The following is a 15926-nucleotide window of genomic DNA, read 5'->3' as shown; positions in this document are numbered from 1 at the left end:
ACGAGAGGATCTGACAGTGCCGACCGGGATGCACCTTCGCGACGCGCGGCAACAGCTGTTCGACGCCGCCGAGCGCGTGCTGCTGCGCGCCGGCCCGAACGGGCTGACCAGCCGGGCCGTCACCGACGAGGCGGGCTGCGCCAAAGGCGTCCTGCACCGGCACTTCACCGACTTCGACGCCTTCCTGGCCGAGCTCGTGCTCGACCGGGCCGCGCAGCTGGAGAGACAGGCGGATGCGCTGCGCGCGGCCGCCGGCACCGGCACGGTGGCCGACAACCTGACCGGCGCGCTGACCACCCTGTTCGGACCGGTTCCGGTGGCGATCATCCCGCTCATCACCTTCCGGGACGAGCTGCGCGCCCGGCTGCGGCAAGCCCGGCCCGGAGGCGGCATCGCGATCCTCGCCGAGGTCACGACCGCGGTCGCCGCCTACCTGGCCGACGAGCGCGAGCTGGGCCGGATCGCGGCCGACGCCGACCTCGACTCCCTCACCCTCTCCCTGGTCGGCGGCGGGCATCTGCTGTTCGCGGACCGCGACCCGGACCCGCCGACCACGGCCACCGTCAACAAGCTCGTGACCACGGTGCTCGCCGGTGTCCTGCCCCGGCGGCCACGCCGAGCTTGAGGGGTAGCCGAAACACCGCCGCCCGTCCGCGGGCCGGACCCCGACCGGTGTTCCTGGCGCGTTACCGTCGGCGGGTGCGTGCCAGCCGCCTGGTCTCCCTGCTCCTGCTCCTGCAGACCCGGGGCCGGATGACCGCCCAGGAGCTCGCCGACGAGCTGGAGGTCTCCGTCCGGACCGTCTACCGGGACGTGGAGTCGCTCGGCGCGGCCGGGGTGCCGGTGTACGCCGACCGGGGACCGGCCGGCGGCTACCGGCTGCTCGACGGGTACCGGACCCGGCTGACCGGGTTGACCGCGCCGGAGGCCGAGGCGCTGTTCCTGGCCGGCATGCCCGGCCCCGCGGCCGAGCTGGGGCTGGGCCCGGTGGTGGCGGCGGCCGAGCTGAAGGTGCTCGCCGCGCTCCCCGACGAGCTGGCCGACCGGGGCGGCCGGATGCGGCAGCGGTTCCACCTCGACGCGCCGGGCTGGTTCCGGCACCCCGAACCCACCCCACACCTGGCCGCGCTGGCCCGCGCCGTGTGGGAGGACCGGCTGGTGCAGATGCGCTACCGGCGGTGGCGGGCGCCGCGCGAGGTGACCCGGGTGGTGGCCCCGCTGGGCGTGGTGCTCAAGGCGGGCCGCTGGTACCTGGTGGCTCGCTGCGACGAGCAGGTCCGCACCTACCGGGTCGGCGCCGTGCTGGACGTGCTGCCGCGCGACGAGCGGTACGAGCGGCCGGCCGACTTCGACCTGGCCGGCTACTGGCGGGACTGGACCCGCCGCTACGAACAGGACGTCTACCGCGCCCGGGCGCGGATCCGACTGACGGTGGCCGCCCTGGAGTTCATGCCGTACGTCTTCCCGCCGGAGATGAGCCGCGCGGCCCGCGCGGCGGCCGGCCCGCCCGACGAGCACGGCTGGCTGGAGACCACCGTGCCGATCGAGTCGGTCCGCCACGCCCACACCGAGCTGCTCAAGCTCGGCGCGGAGGTGGAGGTGCTGGAGCCGGCCGAGCTGCGGGACCAGCTGGCCAGCACCGCGCACGCGCTGGCCCGGCTCTATCCGGCCGCCCCGGACCCGGCGGTGGGGACGTCCGTCGAGGACGCCCCCACCGGTCCCGCCGTCGGGCGCTGATCCCCCGGCGGCGCCCCATCGGCGCTGCTGCTCCTGCCCGCGCCCTGGCGGCGCCGCGATCCGGACCGGCGCCCGGTCAGGTGCGATCTCCCAGCCGGCGCCCGGTCGGGCGCCGGTCTCCCGGCCGGCGCCTGGCCCGGCGCTGAATCACCCGACCGGCGCCTGGTCAGGCGCTGATCTCCCGGCCGGCGCCCGGTCAGGCGCTGATCTCCCGGTGGCCGTTGCCGGTCGTGGAGACGCTGATCCGGCGCGGCTTGGCGCGTTCGGCGATCGGGATGCGCAGGGTCAGTACGCCGTTCTCGTAGCCGGCCTCCAGCTTCTCGGTGTCGAGGGTGTCGCCCAGGAACAGCTGCCGGGTGAAGGTGCCCATCGGCCGCTCGGCCGCGACCAGCTCGACACCCTCGCCGCTGGGCCGGCGCCGCTCGGCGCGCACCGTCAGCACGTTGCGCTCGACCGTGCAGTCGATGCTGTCCGGGTCGACGCCGGGCAGGTCGAAGGCGGCGTAGAAGAAGTCCCCGTCGCGGTAGGCGTCCAGGTGCATGACCGCCGGCCGCGCGGTGGTGCCGAAGAGCTGCTCGGCGAGCCGGTCGATCTCACGGAACGGGTCGGTACGCATCAACATGGCGGTGCCTCCTCGGTTCTCCTCAACCCAGGGTGTCAAGTTGAGTCTGGTTGACTCAAGTTCCCGATTTCTTGTTTAGCGCGCCCGGACGGCGTCGTCAACCCGGGCCGGCGGGAGCGGCTGCCGGGCGTACCGGGAGCGGCTGCCGGGCGTACCGGGAGCGGGCCGGATCCGGCGTCCGGGGCGGGAGGCCGCCGGGCGGGGCGCAGGCGGGACGGCCGGTCCTCGCCGGACGGTCAACGGGCCGGCGGGGGGTCAGGGCCGCCAGTAGACGCCGTGGTCGCGGCTGAGCAGCCGCTCGTCGACCAGGTAGCGGCGCAGCGTGACGTGGTCGGCCGCACCGCCTTCGCACCAGCCGCGCAGCGCGTCGTCGACGGCGCGTTCCGGATACCGGACGCCGGGTTCGAAGGACCGCTCGGTGATGTGCTCCAGCAGCACGCGGCGGCGGCCCCGCTGGGCGGGCAGCCGGGTCAGCGCCCCGTCGCGCAGGAAGGTGCGCAGGATCGACTCCCGGGGATTCGCGGCGGGTGCGGCGGTCGCCGGCGCGCTCGCCCTGGCCTGCTCGCGCAGCCACCGCCCGTCGACGCGCAGCCCGGTGCCGTTGTCGGTCACCACGCCCAGGTCGGCCAGCCGGCGAACGGCGGTGGCGGCGTCGCGGGTGGACAGCTCGGCACGGGACGCGACGGCGGGCAGGTCGGCCGCGCCGAGCACGATGGCGGCGAAGACGGCACGGCGGCGGTCGTCGGCGAGCGCACCCGCCAGGGCCTGTGAACTCATACGCCGCAGCCTGGCAGCCGCGCCCGCCACCGGCCAGGCAATTTCGCCGGCCGGTCAGGTCCGGGCCGGGACCGCGAAGTCGACCTCGGCGGTGTCGACGGTGCCGGCGGTGCGCCCGGGCGCGCGGTGCTCTCCCCAGTACAGGTTGGTGTGGGCGATGACCTGGTCCGGCGGCGGCGCGCCGTAGTCGCTGAGGTCCTCCGTGGTGTGCGCGTCGGCGACCAGGGTGGCGTCGTAGCCCCGGGCGATCGCGCCGTGCAGGGTCGATCGGATGCACGCGTCGGTCTGCGCGCCCGCGACGACGAGCCGGCCGATCCCCCGCTCGGCGAGCACCCGCTCCAGGTCGGTCTCCTCGAAGGAGTCGCCGTACGCCTTGTGCACGAGCGGCTCGGCGTCGCCCCGCACCAGCTCGGGTACGTATTCCCAGGGTTGGCTGCCGGTGGGCAGGTCGTCGCTGCGGTGCTGCACCCAGACGACCGCGACGCCGGCGGCGCGGGCCCGGTCGACGAGGGTGGCGATGTTGGCCACGACCCGGTCCCGGTCGTGGGCGTGGGCCACCACGCCGTTCTGGACGTCGATGACGAGTAGGGCGGTGTGCGGCCGGTCGGCGAGTGTGGTCATGGCGACTCCTCGGACGGGACGGCTGGGCCTGCCAGGGCCAATCTAGACCCGGCCGCCGACACTTCCCGGCCCCGGCGCGCCCTCGGCGGCCCGGCAGACCCGGCGCAGCAGGTCGGCCAGGAGACGCCGCTCGTCCGGGCTGAGCACGCCGAGCACCCGCCACTCCTCGTCGCCGACCACCTCCATGCCGCGCCGCCAGGCGTCCCGCCCGGCGGCGGTCAGCTCCACGTCGATGCGCCGCCGGTCCACGGTCGAGGGGATCCGCCGCACGTACCCGCGGCGCACCAGCGCGTCGACCCGGGCGGTGATCGAGGCGGGCGCCATCCGCAGGTCGTCGGCGATCTCGGAGGGCGCGGCCCGGCCGCCCCGACCGGCCAGGGCGTGCAGGGTGCCGTACTCCTTCTCCTGGAGGTCCAGCTCGGCCAGCGCGCGGTCCTTGACCTCGCGCAGGTGGCGGGTGAGCACCGACATGCGGGTGACCGCGCCCTCGACGTCCGGGTCCAGGTCGGGCAGGACGGGCAGCCAGCGTTCGACGTGTCGGTCGGTGCGATCACGGGCGGTCACCCGACCACCGTACGCGCACGTGCAATATTTCGTTGACGAAATATTCGACGTCGAACTAGCCTCCGGTCATGACGTCTCCCCTCCGACTACCCGCCTTCCGTCTGCTCTTCCTCGGCCGCACGGTCTCCGCCGTCGGCGACGCGGTGGTGCCCACCGCGCTGGCCCTGGCGGTGCTGCGGGCCACCGGCTCCACCGCCGCACTCGCCGTGGTGCTCGGCTGCGCCATGCTGCCCCGACTGCTGCTGCTCCCGCTCGGCGGGGTGGTCGCCGACCGGTTCGACGCCCGCCGGGTCGCCCTCGTCACCGACCTGGTGCGCTGCGCCGCCCAGCTGGTCGTCGGCGCGGAGCTGCTCGGCGGCGCGCCCGCCCTGGCCCACCTCGCGGCGGCCTCCGCCCTCGGCGGCGCGGCCTCGGCGTTCGCCATGCCGACCGCGTCCCCGCTGGTCGCCGGCACCGTCGACGCCGCCGGCCGGCAGCGAGCCAACGCCCTGATGGGCGTCACCGCCAACGCCAGCCGGCTCGCCGGTCCGGGCCTGGCCGGCCTGCTGATCTGGACCGTCGGCCCGGGCTGGGCGTTCGTGATCGACGCGGCCACGTTCGCGGTCAGCGCCGCGGCGCTGTCGCTCATCCGGGTCCGGCACGTGCCCGTGCCGCGCCGGTCGCTGCGCGCCGACCTGACCCTCGGCTGGCGGGAGGTGCGGTCCCGGGACTGGTACTGGAGCAGCCTGCTGGCCCACGGGGTGTGGAACGGCGCCGCCGCGGTGCTGCTCACCATCGGTCCCGTGGTCGCCGTGCAGCGGCTCGGCGGCGAGGGGGTGTGGGTGCTGCTGCAGCAGGTGGGCGCCGTCGGCATGCTCGCCGGCTCGCTGCTGGCCGCCCGGCTCCGCCCACGCCGGCCGGTGCTGCTGGGCAACCTCGCGCTGGCCGCGTACGCGGCCCCGCTGCTGCTGCTCGCCGGGGCGGCACCCGCCCCACTGGTCGTCGCCGCCTACTGCCTCGCGTTGACCGCCCTCGGGTTCCTCAACCCGGTCTGGGAGACGGTGGTGCAGGGACAGTTCCCGCCGGCGGTGCTCGCCCGGGTCACCTCGTACGACTGGCTGATGTCGCTGGGCGCCATGCCGCTCGGGTACGCCCTGGCCCCGCTCGCCGCCCGCGCCTGGGGACCGCCGGTTCCGCTGGCCGTCGCCGGGGCGCTGGTGCTGGTCGCCTGCGCCGGCACCGCCCTGGTGCCCGGCGTACGGCGGATCGGCTGGCCGGCGCCCGCGCCGGTCACGTCGCCGACGCGGGCGCCGGCGGCGCGCTGAGCCCGCTGGTCAGAGCCGGTGCCCGGTGGTGGCGTCGACGTGCCCGGGCACCTCCTCGTGCCGGTCCCCCACCGAGGAGGTGCCGGACGGCTCGAACATCAGGATCGAGGCCCCGTCCGGCGCGGACGGCCGGTGCTCGACCCCGCGCGGCACCACGTACACCGCACCGCGGGGCAGCACCACCTCCCGCTGCCCGCCGTCGGCGCCGTCGCGCAACGCGATGCGCAACTGCCCGTCGAGCACCAGGAAGAACTCGTCGGTGTGCTCGTGGGTGTGCCAGACGTGCTCGCCGGCCACCTTGGCGACGCGGACGTCGTAGTCGTTGACGGTGGTGACGATGCGCGGACTCCACAACTGGTCGAAGCGCGCCAGGGCGGCGGCCAGCTCGATCGGTTCACTGCTCATCCGCCCATGATCGCCCATCCTGGCCAGTCACAGCCGACGGTGCAGCACGTGCAGCCCTACCCGGCCCTCGACCGGATGCGTGAACGCCTCGGGCACGGTGCCGACCACGGCGAACCCGACCGAGCGGTACAGCGCCACGGCCGCCACGTTCGTCTCCGCCACGGCGTTGAACTGCATGGCCGCGTAGCCCTCGCGGCGCGCCCAGTCCAGGGCGTAGCCGACCAGGGCGCGCCCCACGCCGCGCCCCCGGGCCGTGCCGGCCACCATGAAGCTGGCGGTGGCCACGTGCGAGCCCGGGCCCGGCCGGTTCGGGCCCATCTTGGCGGTGCCCAGAATCGTCCCGTCCTCCTCGGCGACCATGGTGTGCCCCGGGGCCCGCTCCACCCACACGTCGTGCAGGACGTCGGCCGGCCAGGCCGGGTCGTACGGGAAGGTGTCGCCGGCCGCGACGACCGCCTCGACGATCGGCCCGACCTGCGCCCAGTCGGCCTCGGTGAACGCACGCATCCGCATCCGGTGCAGGCTAGTGCGGCGCCCGCCCGCCGGTCACCGGGTTTCCGGCGCCGGCGTGCCGCACCGCCCGGTGCCCCCCACGGGCGGCGCCGGAGGGCCATGATGGACGGCGTGGCCGAACCCGTCACCGACCTCGACCGCCCCGCCCCGGCGCCGTCGTCCCCGACGCCACCGCCGCCGGCCGGGCCGCGCACCGTCGGGCCGTGGCTGCTCGGCCTCGCCGCCAGCGCCGTGCTGCTGCTGCTCGCCGGCCGGTACGGCTACCACCGCGACGAGCTGTACTTCCTGCTCTGCGGCCGGCACCTCGACTGGGGCTACGTCGACCAGGGGCCCCTGGTGCCGGCGCTGGCCCGGCTCGCCGACACCGTCGCACCCGGCAACCTGGTGGTGCTGCGTACCCCGTCGGCGCTGCTGGGCGGGGCCGCGGTGGTGCTGGTCGCCGCGATCGCCCGCGAACTCGGCGCCGGCCGGGCGGCCCAACTGTTCGCCGCGTTCCTCGCCGCCACCGCCGGCATCGTGCTGGCCGGCGGGCACCTGCTCAGCACCACCACGGTCGACCTGCTGGTCTGGCTCGTCGCGGCCTGGTGCGCGATCCGGATGCTGCGCACCCGGGACACCCGGTGGGCCCTCGGCATCGGCCTCGCGCTCGGCGTCGGCCTGCTCAACAAGCTGCTGCCCGGGCTGCTCGGGATCGGCCTGCTGGCCGGGGTGGCGATCGCCGGCCCGCGCCGGCTGCTGCGGGACCGCTGGGTGCTGGCCGGCGCCGCCGTGGCCGCCCTGTTCGCCGTGCCCTACCTGGCCTGGCAGGCCGCCCACGGGTTCCCGCAGCTGTCGGTGGCCGCGTCGATCGCCGGCGGCGACAGCTCCTACAGCGGCCGGCTCGACGCGGCCGTGCTGCAACTGATGATCATCAGCCCGTACGCGACGCCGATCTGGATCGCCGGGCTGGTGGCGCTGCTGCGCCGGCCGGCCTGGGCGGCGTACCGGGCGCTGGGCTGGGCCTGGCTGGTGGTCTTCGCGCTGGTGCTGCTCGTCGGCGGCAAGGGCTACTACGACGCCCCGCTGCTGCTGGTGCTCACCGCCGCCGGGGCCGTGGTGACCGTCGACTGGGCCGCCCGGCGCGGCGCGCCCCTGCGGCGAGCCCTGCTGGCCGTGGGCGCCGCGGTCACCCTCGCCGGCAGCGCGGTGCTGCTGCTGCCCACCCTGCCGGCGCAGCGGCTGCCCGGCTTCGTGGTCGACGTCAACTACGACGCGGGCGAGACCATCGGCTGGCCGGCGTTCGCCGACTCGATGGCCGCCGTGCACCGCGCCCTGCCGCCGGCCGAGCAGGCCCGGGCCGTGCTGCTCACCGGCAACTACGGCGAGGCCGGGGCGCTGGCCCGGTACGGGCCGGCCCGGGGCCTGCCACGGGCGTACTCGGGGCACAACAGCATGACCCGCTTCGGCCGGCCCCCGGACGGTGCCGACGTGGTGATCGCCGTCGGCTGGGAGCGCCCCGACCAGCTGCGGACCTGGTTCACGGAGGTCACCGAGGCCGGCCGGGTCGACCAACGGGTGGCGGTCGACAACGACGAGAACGGCCTGCCGATCTTCGTCTGCCGGGGCATGCCTCGACCGTGGTCGCAGATCTGGGACACCGAGGTACGGCACGCTTCCTGATCATGGTGGTCGGCCGCCGCCGGCGCTCCGCGCCGCCGCGCGATACTTGGCGCCATGCTCTGGGGTGTCAGCGGACCGCTCTTCCTGCTCGACTACGTCACGGCGGTCGCCGCGGCGCTGGCGATCGCCCTGGCGGTACGCGAGCTGACCGGCCGCCGCGCCCGGGGCGAGCGGCCGGACACCATCGAGCTGGCGTACCTGACCGACCGGGCCGGCCTGGCCTGCCAGGTGGGCGTCGCCGTGCTGCGCCGGGCGGGAGTGGCGCAGCTCGGCGAGCTGGGCACCCTGTCGGTGGACGGCCCGCTCCCGCCCCGCTCGGCGGCGCTGGTCCGGGCCCTGCACGCCGCGCTGCGCCGGCCGCAGACCTGGGCCGCGACGCTGGCCGACCCGCACGTCGGCCGGGCGCTGCGCCGCCTGGTCGGTCGGCTGGTCCGCGACGGCTGGCTGCTCACCCCGGCGCAGCGGCGGCGCGTCGCGCTGGGCACGCTGCCGCTGTTCGCGGTCGCCGCGGTCGGGCTGACCCGGCTGGTGGACAGCGCCGTCGAGGGCCGTGACGCCGGCGGGCCCGCCTCGGTGGCCGGCCTGCTGCTGTGCTGCCTGGCCACCGCGCTCGGCGGCTGGTGGCTGTGCGAGGTGCCGGAGACCGGGGCGGCGGCCCGGCGGCTGCTGCGCCGGATGCGCCGGGCGCACGCCGACCTGGACCCGGAACTGCGGCCGGCGTGGAGCGAGCGCGGCACCGACGAGTTGCTGACCGCGATGGCGCTGTTCGGGCCGCGCCCGCTGCTGGCCGTCGATCCCCGGTTCGCGGTGCGGGTCGGCGTCGATCCGGAGGGCACCCGGCCGAGGCAGCCGCCGAAGCTCGCCCGGCGCTGACCGGCCGCTGTCCGGCGCACCTGCCGCCCGCGTCGGGTCCGCCGCCGTACCCGACGGTCACCAGCCGATTCTCGCGGCCACCGGCAGGTGGTCGCTGCCGGTGGCCGGCAGCACCCACGAACTGGTCGGCGTCACGCCGCGGACCAGGATCTGGTCGATCCGCACCACCGGGAACCAGGCCGGCCAGCTGAAGCCGAAGCCGTCCCCGGCCGCGTCCTGGACCGGGCGCAGGTGCCCGGTGATGCCGGCGAACGCGCGGTCGTCCGTGGTGCCGTTCAGGTCGCCGAGCAGCACCACCCGCTCGCTCCGCTCGGCGGCGAGGGCCTCGCCGAGCGCCTGCGCGTTGCGGTCCCGGTGGGTCGTCCAGAACCCCGCCCGCGGATTGACCCGGGCCGAGCCCAGGTGGGCCACGTACACCGTCACCGGACCCCGGCCGGTGTTCACCGTGGCGGCCAGCGCCCGGGTGTAGGACATCGTGACCTCGGCCGGCTTGGTGGCCGCCAGCGGCCCGTAGTCCATCTTGATGTCGACCGGCCGGGTGTCCGACAGCGGCAGCCTGCTCCACAGCCCGACCGTGCCCTGCACCGTGTGGTACGGGTACGCGGCCGCCAGCGCCTCCTCGTACGTGCCGCGGGCCTGCTCGGTCAGCTCCACCAGGGCCAGCACGTCCAGCCCGGAGGCGGCCAGGTCGCGGGCGGTGCCGGCCGGGTCGGGGTTCTCCGCGCCGACGTTGTGCTCGCCCAGCGTGAGATAGCCGCCCGGCCGGGACCGGTCGCCGAGCAGCCCGCCGAAGAGGCTCAGCCACACCAGGGCCGGCAGCAGCAGCGCGGCCACCGCGGCGGCGGACCGGCGCCACAGCGCCCCGGCCAGCAACACCGGGATGAGCAGGCCGAACCACGGCAGGAACGTCTCCACCAGGCTGCCGAGGTTCCCGATCCGGTTGGGGATCCTCGCGTGCAGCAGCAGGACCAGCCCCAGCAGCAGCGCCGCCGCGGCCAGCAGCCGACCGCGCCGCCAGGGGCCGGGCCGGGCGGCGGCGCGTACCGCCCGCCGGATGCCGGCGCGCCACGCCCCGGCGCCGCCGGCCCGACCGCCACCGGCCGGGCGGATCTCCGCCGTGTCCAGTTGTCCCCGCTCGGCGCCGGTCACCGCGGCGTCCCCGGTTCCGGACGGGGCCCGCGCGCCGGGCCGGGCAGCCGCGGCGGGCTGGCCGACGGCGCGGCGCCGCCGAGTCCGGCGGGCCGAGGCCGCTTTCCGGCGGAGGCCGGGGCGGGCCGACGAACTGGTTGGTCCTCGACAATTGACACGCGCATGGACCTGACCCTACGAACCGTCACATATGGGCGGCATAAAGAGCCGGCATCGCCCCGCCGGCCCGCCCGGTGATGAGTTGTGCCGCCCGCGCCCGTCACACCTGTGACAGGACACGACGGGACGGAAGGATGGCCCGGGATGAGGCTGGACACACGGCTGGAGGAGCTGGGCGTGAGCGGGTTGGGCGAGGTCGACGAGCCGGCGTTCTCCGGGCTGGCCGAGCGGCACCGGCGGGAGCTGCACGTGCACTGCTACCGGATGCTCGGGTCGTTCGAGGACGCCGAGGACGCCGTGCAGGAGACGTTCCTGCGCGCCTGGCGGCGGCGGGAGACCTTCGAGGGGCGCGCGCCGTTCCGGGCCTGGCTGTACCGGATCGCCACCAACACCTGCCTGGACCTGCTCGCCCGGCGCCGCCCGGAGCCGGCGACCGGCGGCGAGGTGCGGTGGCTGCAGCCCTACCCGGACCGGCTGCTCGACGAGCTGCCCGCGGCCGACGCGGACGAGCCGGAGACCGTCGCCCTCGCCCGGGAGACGATCGAACTGGCGTACCTGGTGGCGGTCCAGCACCTCGCGCCGCGCCCGCGGGCCGTGCTGATCCTGCGGGACGTGCTCGGCTGGCCGGCCCGGGACGTCGCGGAGCTGCTCGGGGACTCCGTCAACTCGGTGAACAGCGCGCTGCAGCGGGCCCGCGCCGGCATGCGGGAGCACCTGCCCGCCGAGCGGCAGGACTGGACCGGCGCCGAGGACGACGCCGGCACGCGGGAGCTGGTGCGCCGCTTCACCGACGCCAGCGTGGCCACCGACATCGCCACGCTCAGCACACTGCTGCGCGACGACGTCCGCTCCGCGATGCCACCCACGCCGGGCCTGCAGGTCGGCCGGGACGCGGTGGTGACCAACTGGATCGCCGACGGCTTCGAGGGCATGACAGGACTGCGCGCCGTCCCCACCGCGGTGAACCGGCAGCCGGCCATCGCCTTCTACCACTGGCGGGAGTCGGCGGGCGGGTACCTGCCGCTGACCATCGACGTGCTGCGCATCACCGGCGGGGCGATCACCGAGATCATCATCTTCCACGCCGACCAGTTCCCGCGGCTCGGGCTGCCGCAACGCCTGCCCGCGGACGGCACCGAGTGACCCCGCGCCAGGACCCTCCCCCGCCCGTCCACCCACTCCGACCCCCGCGACCGACCGGGAGCAGCGCCATGGACAGCAGCAGCGACACCATCGCCGGCCCGGCCCCGCGCCGGGCCTACCGCGGCCACCGATTCCGCCGGCTCGCCGGCACCGGCCTGATCGCCGCCCTCGCGGCGACGGCCGCCACCACCCTCGCCGCCGCGCTCGCCCGGGCCGGCGGCGTCGACTTCGAGATCCCCGCCGGCGGGGAGGCGATCCCGCTGCCCGGCTTCGCCGTGGTGACCGGCTTCTTCTCGATCGTGGGCGTGGTCATCGCCGCCGCGCTGCTGCGGTGGGCCGCCCGCCCCGCCGAACGGTTCCGGTGGACGGCGGTGGCGCTGACCGCGATCTCGCTGGTCCCGCCCTTCCTCTCCGGGGCGGACACCGCCACCGTCGCCACCCTCCTCGGGCTGCACCTCGTCCCGGCGGCGGTGATGATCCCCACCCTGGCCCGGAGCCTGCGCGCCGGGACCGGCTGAGGACCTCACCCCCGGCGCCGGCGCCCGGGCTACCGGCGCAGCTCCTCGGCCGCCCGGATGGTGCGGGCCAGTTCCCGCACGTCCGGGTCCTCGGTCGCGGTGGCCGCGCGGTCGGCGATCGTCGCCAGGTCGCCCAGCCGCGGCTGCGCGCCGTCGTCGGAGCCGCGCAGCGCCTCGGCGAAGAAGGCCGCCGCGTAGCAGGTGCGCAGGCGCGGCGACGCGGCGTCGAAGGCCGGGTCGAGGTCGGCGACCCGGACCGACTGGTACGTCTCGGCCGGCCGGTGGTCGCCCGGATCGGTCCAGCGCACCTGCACCCGGGCCGCCCGGGCCGAGGCCGGCGCGCCCTCGGCGAGCTGGACGGCGTACAGCGCCGTGACGCTGTGGCCGGGGCCGACCTCGCCGCCGTCCGCCCGGTCGTCGCGGAAGTCCTCGTCGGCGACGGCCCGGTTGTCGTAGCCGATCAACCGGTAGGAGCGCACCGCCGCCGGGTCGAAGCTCACCTGCACCTTGGCGTCGAGGGCCCGGACGCTGAGGGCGGCCGGCAACTGGTCCACGAACATCTTCCGGGCCTGCTCGCGCTCGCTGACGTAGACGACGAACCCGTCGCCCCGGTCGGCGAGCTGCTCCATCAGCCGGTCGCCGTAGTCGCTGCCGACCCCCACGCCGAGCAGGGCGATCTCCTTCTCCGCCTCGTCGCGTACCCGGCGCAGGATGGGTTCGGCGTCGGTGCTGCCGACGTTGGCCAGCCCGTCGGAGAGCACGATCACCCGGTTGGTCCGGCCGGCGCGGAACCCGTCGCGGGCCACCCGGTAGCCCAGCACCAGGCCCGCCTCGAGGTTCGTGCTGTCCCGGGTACGCAGCGAGTCCACGGCGTCGTGCAGCCGCCGCGCGTCCGAGACGGGCGTCATCTCCCGCAGCACCCGGGCTTCGCTGCTGAACTCGACGACCGCGATGGAGTCGGTGGGGCGCAGCTGGTCGACCAGCGTGTGCAGGGCGTCCTTGACCAGGTCGAGCCGGCCGGGTTCGTCCATCGACCCGGACACGTCGATGACGAAGGTGAGCGCGGCGTCCGGCCGGGATGCCCGGTCCTCGGCGCGGGTCTGCAGCCCGACCCGCATCAGCCGGGTGCCGTCGCCGCCCTCCCGGGTGCGGGGCGGGCGGGCGCCGTCGACGTGCACCGCGAAACCGTCGCCGGCCGGCTCGGAGTAGCCCTGGCGGAACGAGTTGACGAACTCCTCGGGCCGCACGGAGGTCCGCTCCGGCAGCCGGCCGTCGGCGATGAGCCGCCGGGCGTAGCCGTAGGAGGCGGTGTCGACGTCGACGGCGAAGGTCGACAGCGGGTCCCGCTCGGTGGAGGTGTCGGCGCCGCCCGACCAGGGGGTGCCGTCGTACGGGCGGGGCGGTGCCCCGGCGGTGCCGCTGTGGGCGCCGGTGTCGGCGGCGGTGCAGGCACTGATCGCGGTCGCGGCGACCAGCACCACCAACAGCAGCGGTGACCGTCTCCAGTGGAGCATCAGATCCTCCCGGCGGGGTTGGGGGTGGGTGATCCGGCCGGGGCGCACCGGATCCGTTTCGGTCATTGACGCAGACCGACGTGCTGGCGGCTCCCGCCGTGGCCGAGCCGAGACCCAAGCGTGAGCCTGGCGCCCGGACCGAGACCCGGACGTGAGTTCCGTGACCATTTCGTGCGCGGGCCGTTACCTCGCCCCGGGCGGGCCCGGCTGCGGACCCGCCCGGGATGGGGCAGAGTGGGCCCCGGCGTCCGGGACGACGCGAGGAGGGCGAGCGTGGAAGGGCCGAGCGGGGTGGTGTTCCCCGAGACCGGTGGCACGCGCAGCACGAGCGCGCTGGGCCGGACCGTGGTGGCCGACGCGCTGCGCGCCGTCGACCCGGTCGGTGCGCGCGCCGCCGAGCACGAGACCAACTGGCGGCACGGCTACCTGGGACACTTCCGGCGGCTGGTCGAGGCCGGTCTGCCCGCCCGGGAGTCGGCGATGACCATCGCCCGGGACGGGCTGGCCGCCCTGCACGCGCGGATGCGCTACCTGCCCGCCGGTGGCCCGGAAGTGCCGCTGGGCGAGGCATTCGACCTGGCGGAGGCGGAGCCGCTGGAGACCGCCACGGTGGTCGGGGCCGGCGAGGTGGAGCGGGAGCTGTCCGTGCCGTACCGGGGCCAGCGGCTGCGCGGCGACGACCTGCGCCGGCGGCTCGACGCCTGGGTGGCCGCGGGGGTGGTGGAGCCGAGCTGCGCCGAGGCCGTCGGCGCGGTGCTGGCCAACCCGGACTGGCTGGACCTGCGCGACCAGCAGGTGGTGGTGCTCGGCGCGGGCGCCGAGATGGGTCCGTTGCCGTCGCTGCTGCGCTGGGGCGGTGACGTGGTGGCGGTCGACCTGCCCCGCCCGGAGATCTGGCGCCGGGTGCTGCGCACCGCGCACCGGCACGGCGGTCGGCTGCACCTGCCGGTACGCCCCGGCACCGGCCGGGACGACGCCGCCCTGACCGCCGGCGCCGGCGCGGACCTGCTGCACCGCCTCCCCCAGGCTGCCGCGTGGCTGCGCGGCCTGGACGGCCGGCTGGTGCTGGGCAACTACGTGTACGCCGACGGCGCCACCAACGTCCGGGTCGCCACCGCCGTGGACGCGCTCACCGTCCACCTGCGGCAGCAACGCCCGGACGTCGCGCTCGCCTTCCTGGCCACCCCCACCGACGTGTACGCCGTCCCGGCCGAGGCCGTCGCGCACGCCGAACGCGGCTACGCCGCCCGGGGGCCGGCCCGCCGGTCGCTGCGGGTGCTCTCCGGCGGCCGGCTGCTGCACCGCAACTATCCGCCGCAGGCCGACCCGGGCATCAACGACAGTCTCGTGCCGCAGCAGGGGCCCAACTATGCGCTGGCCAAGCGGCTGCAGCGGTGGCGGGCGGCGGTGGCCCGCGACGCCGGGGCGACGGTGTCGTTCACCGTGGCGCCGCCGACCCGGACCCGGTCGGTGTTGCGCAACCGGGTCCTGGCCGCCGCGTACGCGGGCGCGCACCGGTTCGGCATCGAGGTGTTCGAGCCGGCGACCAGCAACACCCTGATGACGGCCCTGCTGGTGCACGACCTGCGCACCGGGGGCGGTCCGGCGCACGAGCACCCGTGGCGGGACGAGGCGTACGCGGCCGCGCACGGCGGGCTGTGGCGGGTGCCGTACGCCCCGCGCAGCGCCCTGGGCCTGGCGGTGCTGCTCGGCCTGGGCGGGGCACGCGCCTGAGCGGGGCAGGTTTCCGCTGCCGGCCCGGCGGGAAGCCACCGGCATGGCCGAGACCTTCGCTGATCAGGACCTGACCACCCTGCGGTCGATCGCGCGCGGTGCCGGCATTACGGACACCGAGCGCATGCCGCACGATGAGCTTGTCGACATGTTGCGCCGGGCCGGGCTGGCCGATCCGGACAGCCGACCGGTGGACACGAGCCTGGCCGACCCGGGTGATCCGGGCACCGACGCCGGCCGGTACCACGCGCGAGGTGCCGGACGCCGCGAGTCCGTCGGTGGCGCCGGCGCGCAGAACGCCGACTGGCCGGACCAGCCGACGCAGGACCCGGCGGGCCTGTCCGGTCTGCCCCGCAGCAGCCTGACGCTGGGCGACGAGAGCACCGGCGGGCGCGCCGCGGAGGAGGCGATCGGCGCCCGACCCGGGGAATCGGGCACGGAGATCGAGGATCGCCGCCAGGACGACCGGGGCGTGCAGGGCGAGATCCGGGATCCGGCCGGGCTGGCGGGCCTGCCCCGCAGCAGCCTGACGCTGGGCGACGAGAGCACCGGCGGGCGCGCAGCCGAGGAGGCGATCGGCGCCCGGCCCGGGGAGTCCGACACCGAGATCGACGACCGTACGGAGAGCTGAGCA

17 protein-coding genes are annotated in these 15926 nt (G+C 76.2%); 9 read left to right on the top strand and 8 right to left on the bottom strand.

Features of this window, described 5'->3' with window-relative positions:
- The first annotated feature begins 16 nt into the window (after positions 1–16).
- Positions 17–625, top strand: a complete 609-nt coding sequence (locus ACIBPB_RS13015; protein WP_396839782.1) for a TetR/AcrR family transcriptional regulator — start codon at positions 17–19, stop codon at positions 623–625.
- Positions 626–699: 74 nt separating this feature from the next.
- Positions 700–1737, top strand: a complete 1038-nt coding sequence (locus ACIBPB_RS13010; RefSeq protein ID WP_396839781.1) for a helix-turn-helix transcriptional regulator — start codon at positions 700–702, stop codon at positions 1735–1737.
- Positions 1738–1933: 196 nt separating this feature from the next.
- On the opposite strand, the gene ACIBPB_RS13005 is transcribed toward ACIBPB_RS13010, so the two are convergent.
- The 4 genes from ACIBPB_RS13005 to ACIBPB_RS12990 form a co-directional block, all read right to left on the bottom strand.
- Complete coding sequence (locus tag ACIBPB_RS13005; protein WP_396839780.1) at positions 1934–2359, bottom strand: Hsp20/alpha crystallin family protein; 426 nt, start codon at positions 2357–2359, stop codon at positions 1934–1936.
- A 255-nt stretch (positions 2360–2614) separates the two neighbouring features.
- Positions 2615–3136: a DUF2087 domain-containing protein gene (locus ACIBPB_RS13000; protein ID WP_396839779.1), complete on the bottom strand. Its 522-nt coding sequence runs from the start codon at positions 3134–3136 to the stop codon at positions 2615–2617.
- A gap of 54 nt (positions 3137–3190) precedes the next feature.
- Positions 3191–3757, bottom strand: a complete 567-nt coding sequence (locus tag ACIBPB_RS12995) for an isochorismatase family protein (RefSeq protein WP_396839778.1) — start codon at positions 3755–3757, stop codon at positions 3191–3193.
- A gap of 42 nt (positions 3758–3799) precedes the next feature.
- On the bottom strand, positions 3800–4321 hold the full coding sequence (locus tag ACIBPB_RS12990) for a MarR family transcriptional regulator (protein WP_357320233.1): 522 nt from the start codon (positions 4319–4321) through the stop codon (positions 3800–3802).
- A gap of 68 nt (positions 4322–4389) precedes the next feature.
- Between ACIBPB_RS12990 and ACIBPB_RS12985 the strand changes: the two genes are divergently transcribed.
- Complete coding sequence (locus ACIBPB_RS12985; protein ID WP_396839777.1) at positions 4390–5625, top strand: MFS transporter; 1236 nt, start codon at positions 4390–4392, stop codon at positions 5623–5625.
- Between the two features lie 9 nt (positions 5626–5634).
- Here the strand turns inward: ACIBPB_RS12985 and ACIBPB_RS12980 are convergent, their stop codons facing one another.
- Together ACIBPB_RS12980 and ACIBPB_RS12975 are read right to left on the bottom strand one after the other, a co-directional pair.
- Entirely contained in the window at positions 5635–6030 is a 396-nt protein-coding gene (locus ACIBPB_RS12980; RefSeq protein WP_396839776.1) for a cupin domain-containing protein, read from the bottom strand.
- Positions 6031–6057: 27 nt separating this feature from the next.
- Positions 6058–6543, bottom strand: coding sequence for a GNAT family N-acetyltransferase (locus ACIBPB_RS12975; protein ID WP_396839775.1), 486 nt, complete (start codon positions 6541–6543; stop codon positions 6058–6060).
- Positions 6544–6654: 111 nt separating this feature from the next.
- Here ACIBPB_RS12975 and ACIBPB_RS12970 point away from each other — a divergent pair, with 111 nt between their 5' ends.
- On the top strand, positions 6655–8202 hold the full coding sequence (locus tag ACIBPB_RS12970) for a glycosyltransferase family 39 protein (protein WP_396839774.1): 1548 nt from the start codon (positions 6655–6657) through the stop codon (positions 8200–8202).
- 54 nt (positions 8203–8256) lie between these two features.
- Complete coding sequence (locus tag ACIBPB_RS12965) at positions 8257–9075, top strand: TIGR04222 domain-containing membrane protein (RefSeq protein ID WP_357320218.1); 819 nt, start codon at positions 8257–8259, stop codon at positions 9073–9075.
- Positions 9076–9132: 57 nt separating this feature from the next.
- On the opposite strand, the gene ACIBPB_RS12960 is transcribed toward ACIBPB_RS12965, so the two are convergent.
- Positions 9133–10131, bottom strand: coding sequence for an endonuclease/exonuclease/phosphatase family protein (locus ACIBPB_RS12960; protein ID WP_396840098.1), 999 nt, complete (start codon positions 10129–10131; stop codon positions 9133–9135).
- Between the two features lie 396 nt (positions 10132–10527).
- Between ACIBPB_RS12960 and ACIBPB_RS12955 the strand changes: the two genes are divergently transcribed.
- Positions 10528–11526: an RNA polymerase subunit sigma-70 gene (locus ACIBPB_RS12955; RefSeq protein WP_396839773.1), complete on the top strand. Its 999-nt coding sequence runs from the start codon at positions 10528–10530 to the stop codon at positions 11524–11526.
- A gap of 68 nt (positions 11527–11594) precedes the next feature.
- Positions 11595–12044, top strand: coding sequence for a DUF6069 family protein (locus ACIBPB_RS12950; RefSeq protein ID WP_396839772.1), 450 nt, complete (start codon positions 11595–11597; stop codon positions 12042–12044).
- Positions 12045–12073: 29 nt separating this feature from the next.
- Here ACIBPB_RS12950 and ACIBPB_RS12945 read toward each other — a convergent pair whose 3' ends face one another.
- Positions 12074–13558, bottom strand: coding sequence for a von Willebrand factor type A domain-containing protein (locus tag ACIBPB_RS12945; protein ID WP_396839771.1), 1485 nt, complete (start codon positions 13556–13558; stop codon positions 12074–12076).
- 273 nt (positions 13559–13831) lie between these two features.
- Here ACIBPB_RS12945 and ACIBPB_RS12940 point away from each other — a divergent pair, with 273 nt between their 5' ends.
- On the top strand, positions 13832–15292 hold the full coding sequence (locus ACIBPB_RS12940; protein WP_396839770.1) for a hypothetical protein: 1461 nt from the start codon (positions 13832–13834) through the stop codon (positions 15290–15292).
- Positions 15293–15335: 43 nt separating this feature from the next.
- A complete protein-coding gene (locus ACIBPB_RS12935; RefSeq protein ID WP_396840111.1) occupies positions 15336–15923 on the top strand; it encodes a hypothetical protein in 588 nt (195 codons plus the stop codon).
- The last annotated feature ends 3 nt before the right edge of the window (positions 15924–15926 follow it).

Origin of the sequence: Micromonospora sp. NPDC049836, from assembly GCF_044465125.1 — a bacterium.
GTDB lineage: Bacteria > Actinomycetota > Actinomycetes > Mycobacteriales > Micromonosporaceae > Micromonospora.
This window is presented reverse-complemented; position numbering and strand designations above follow the sequence as displayed.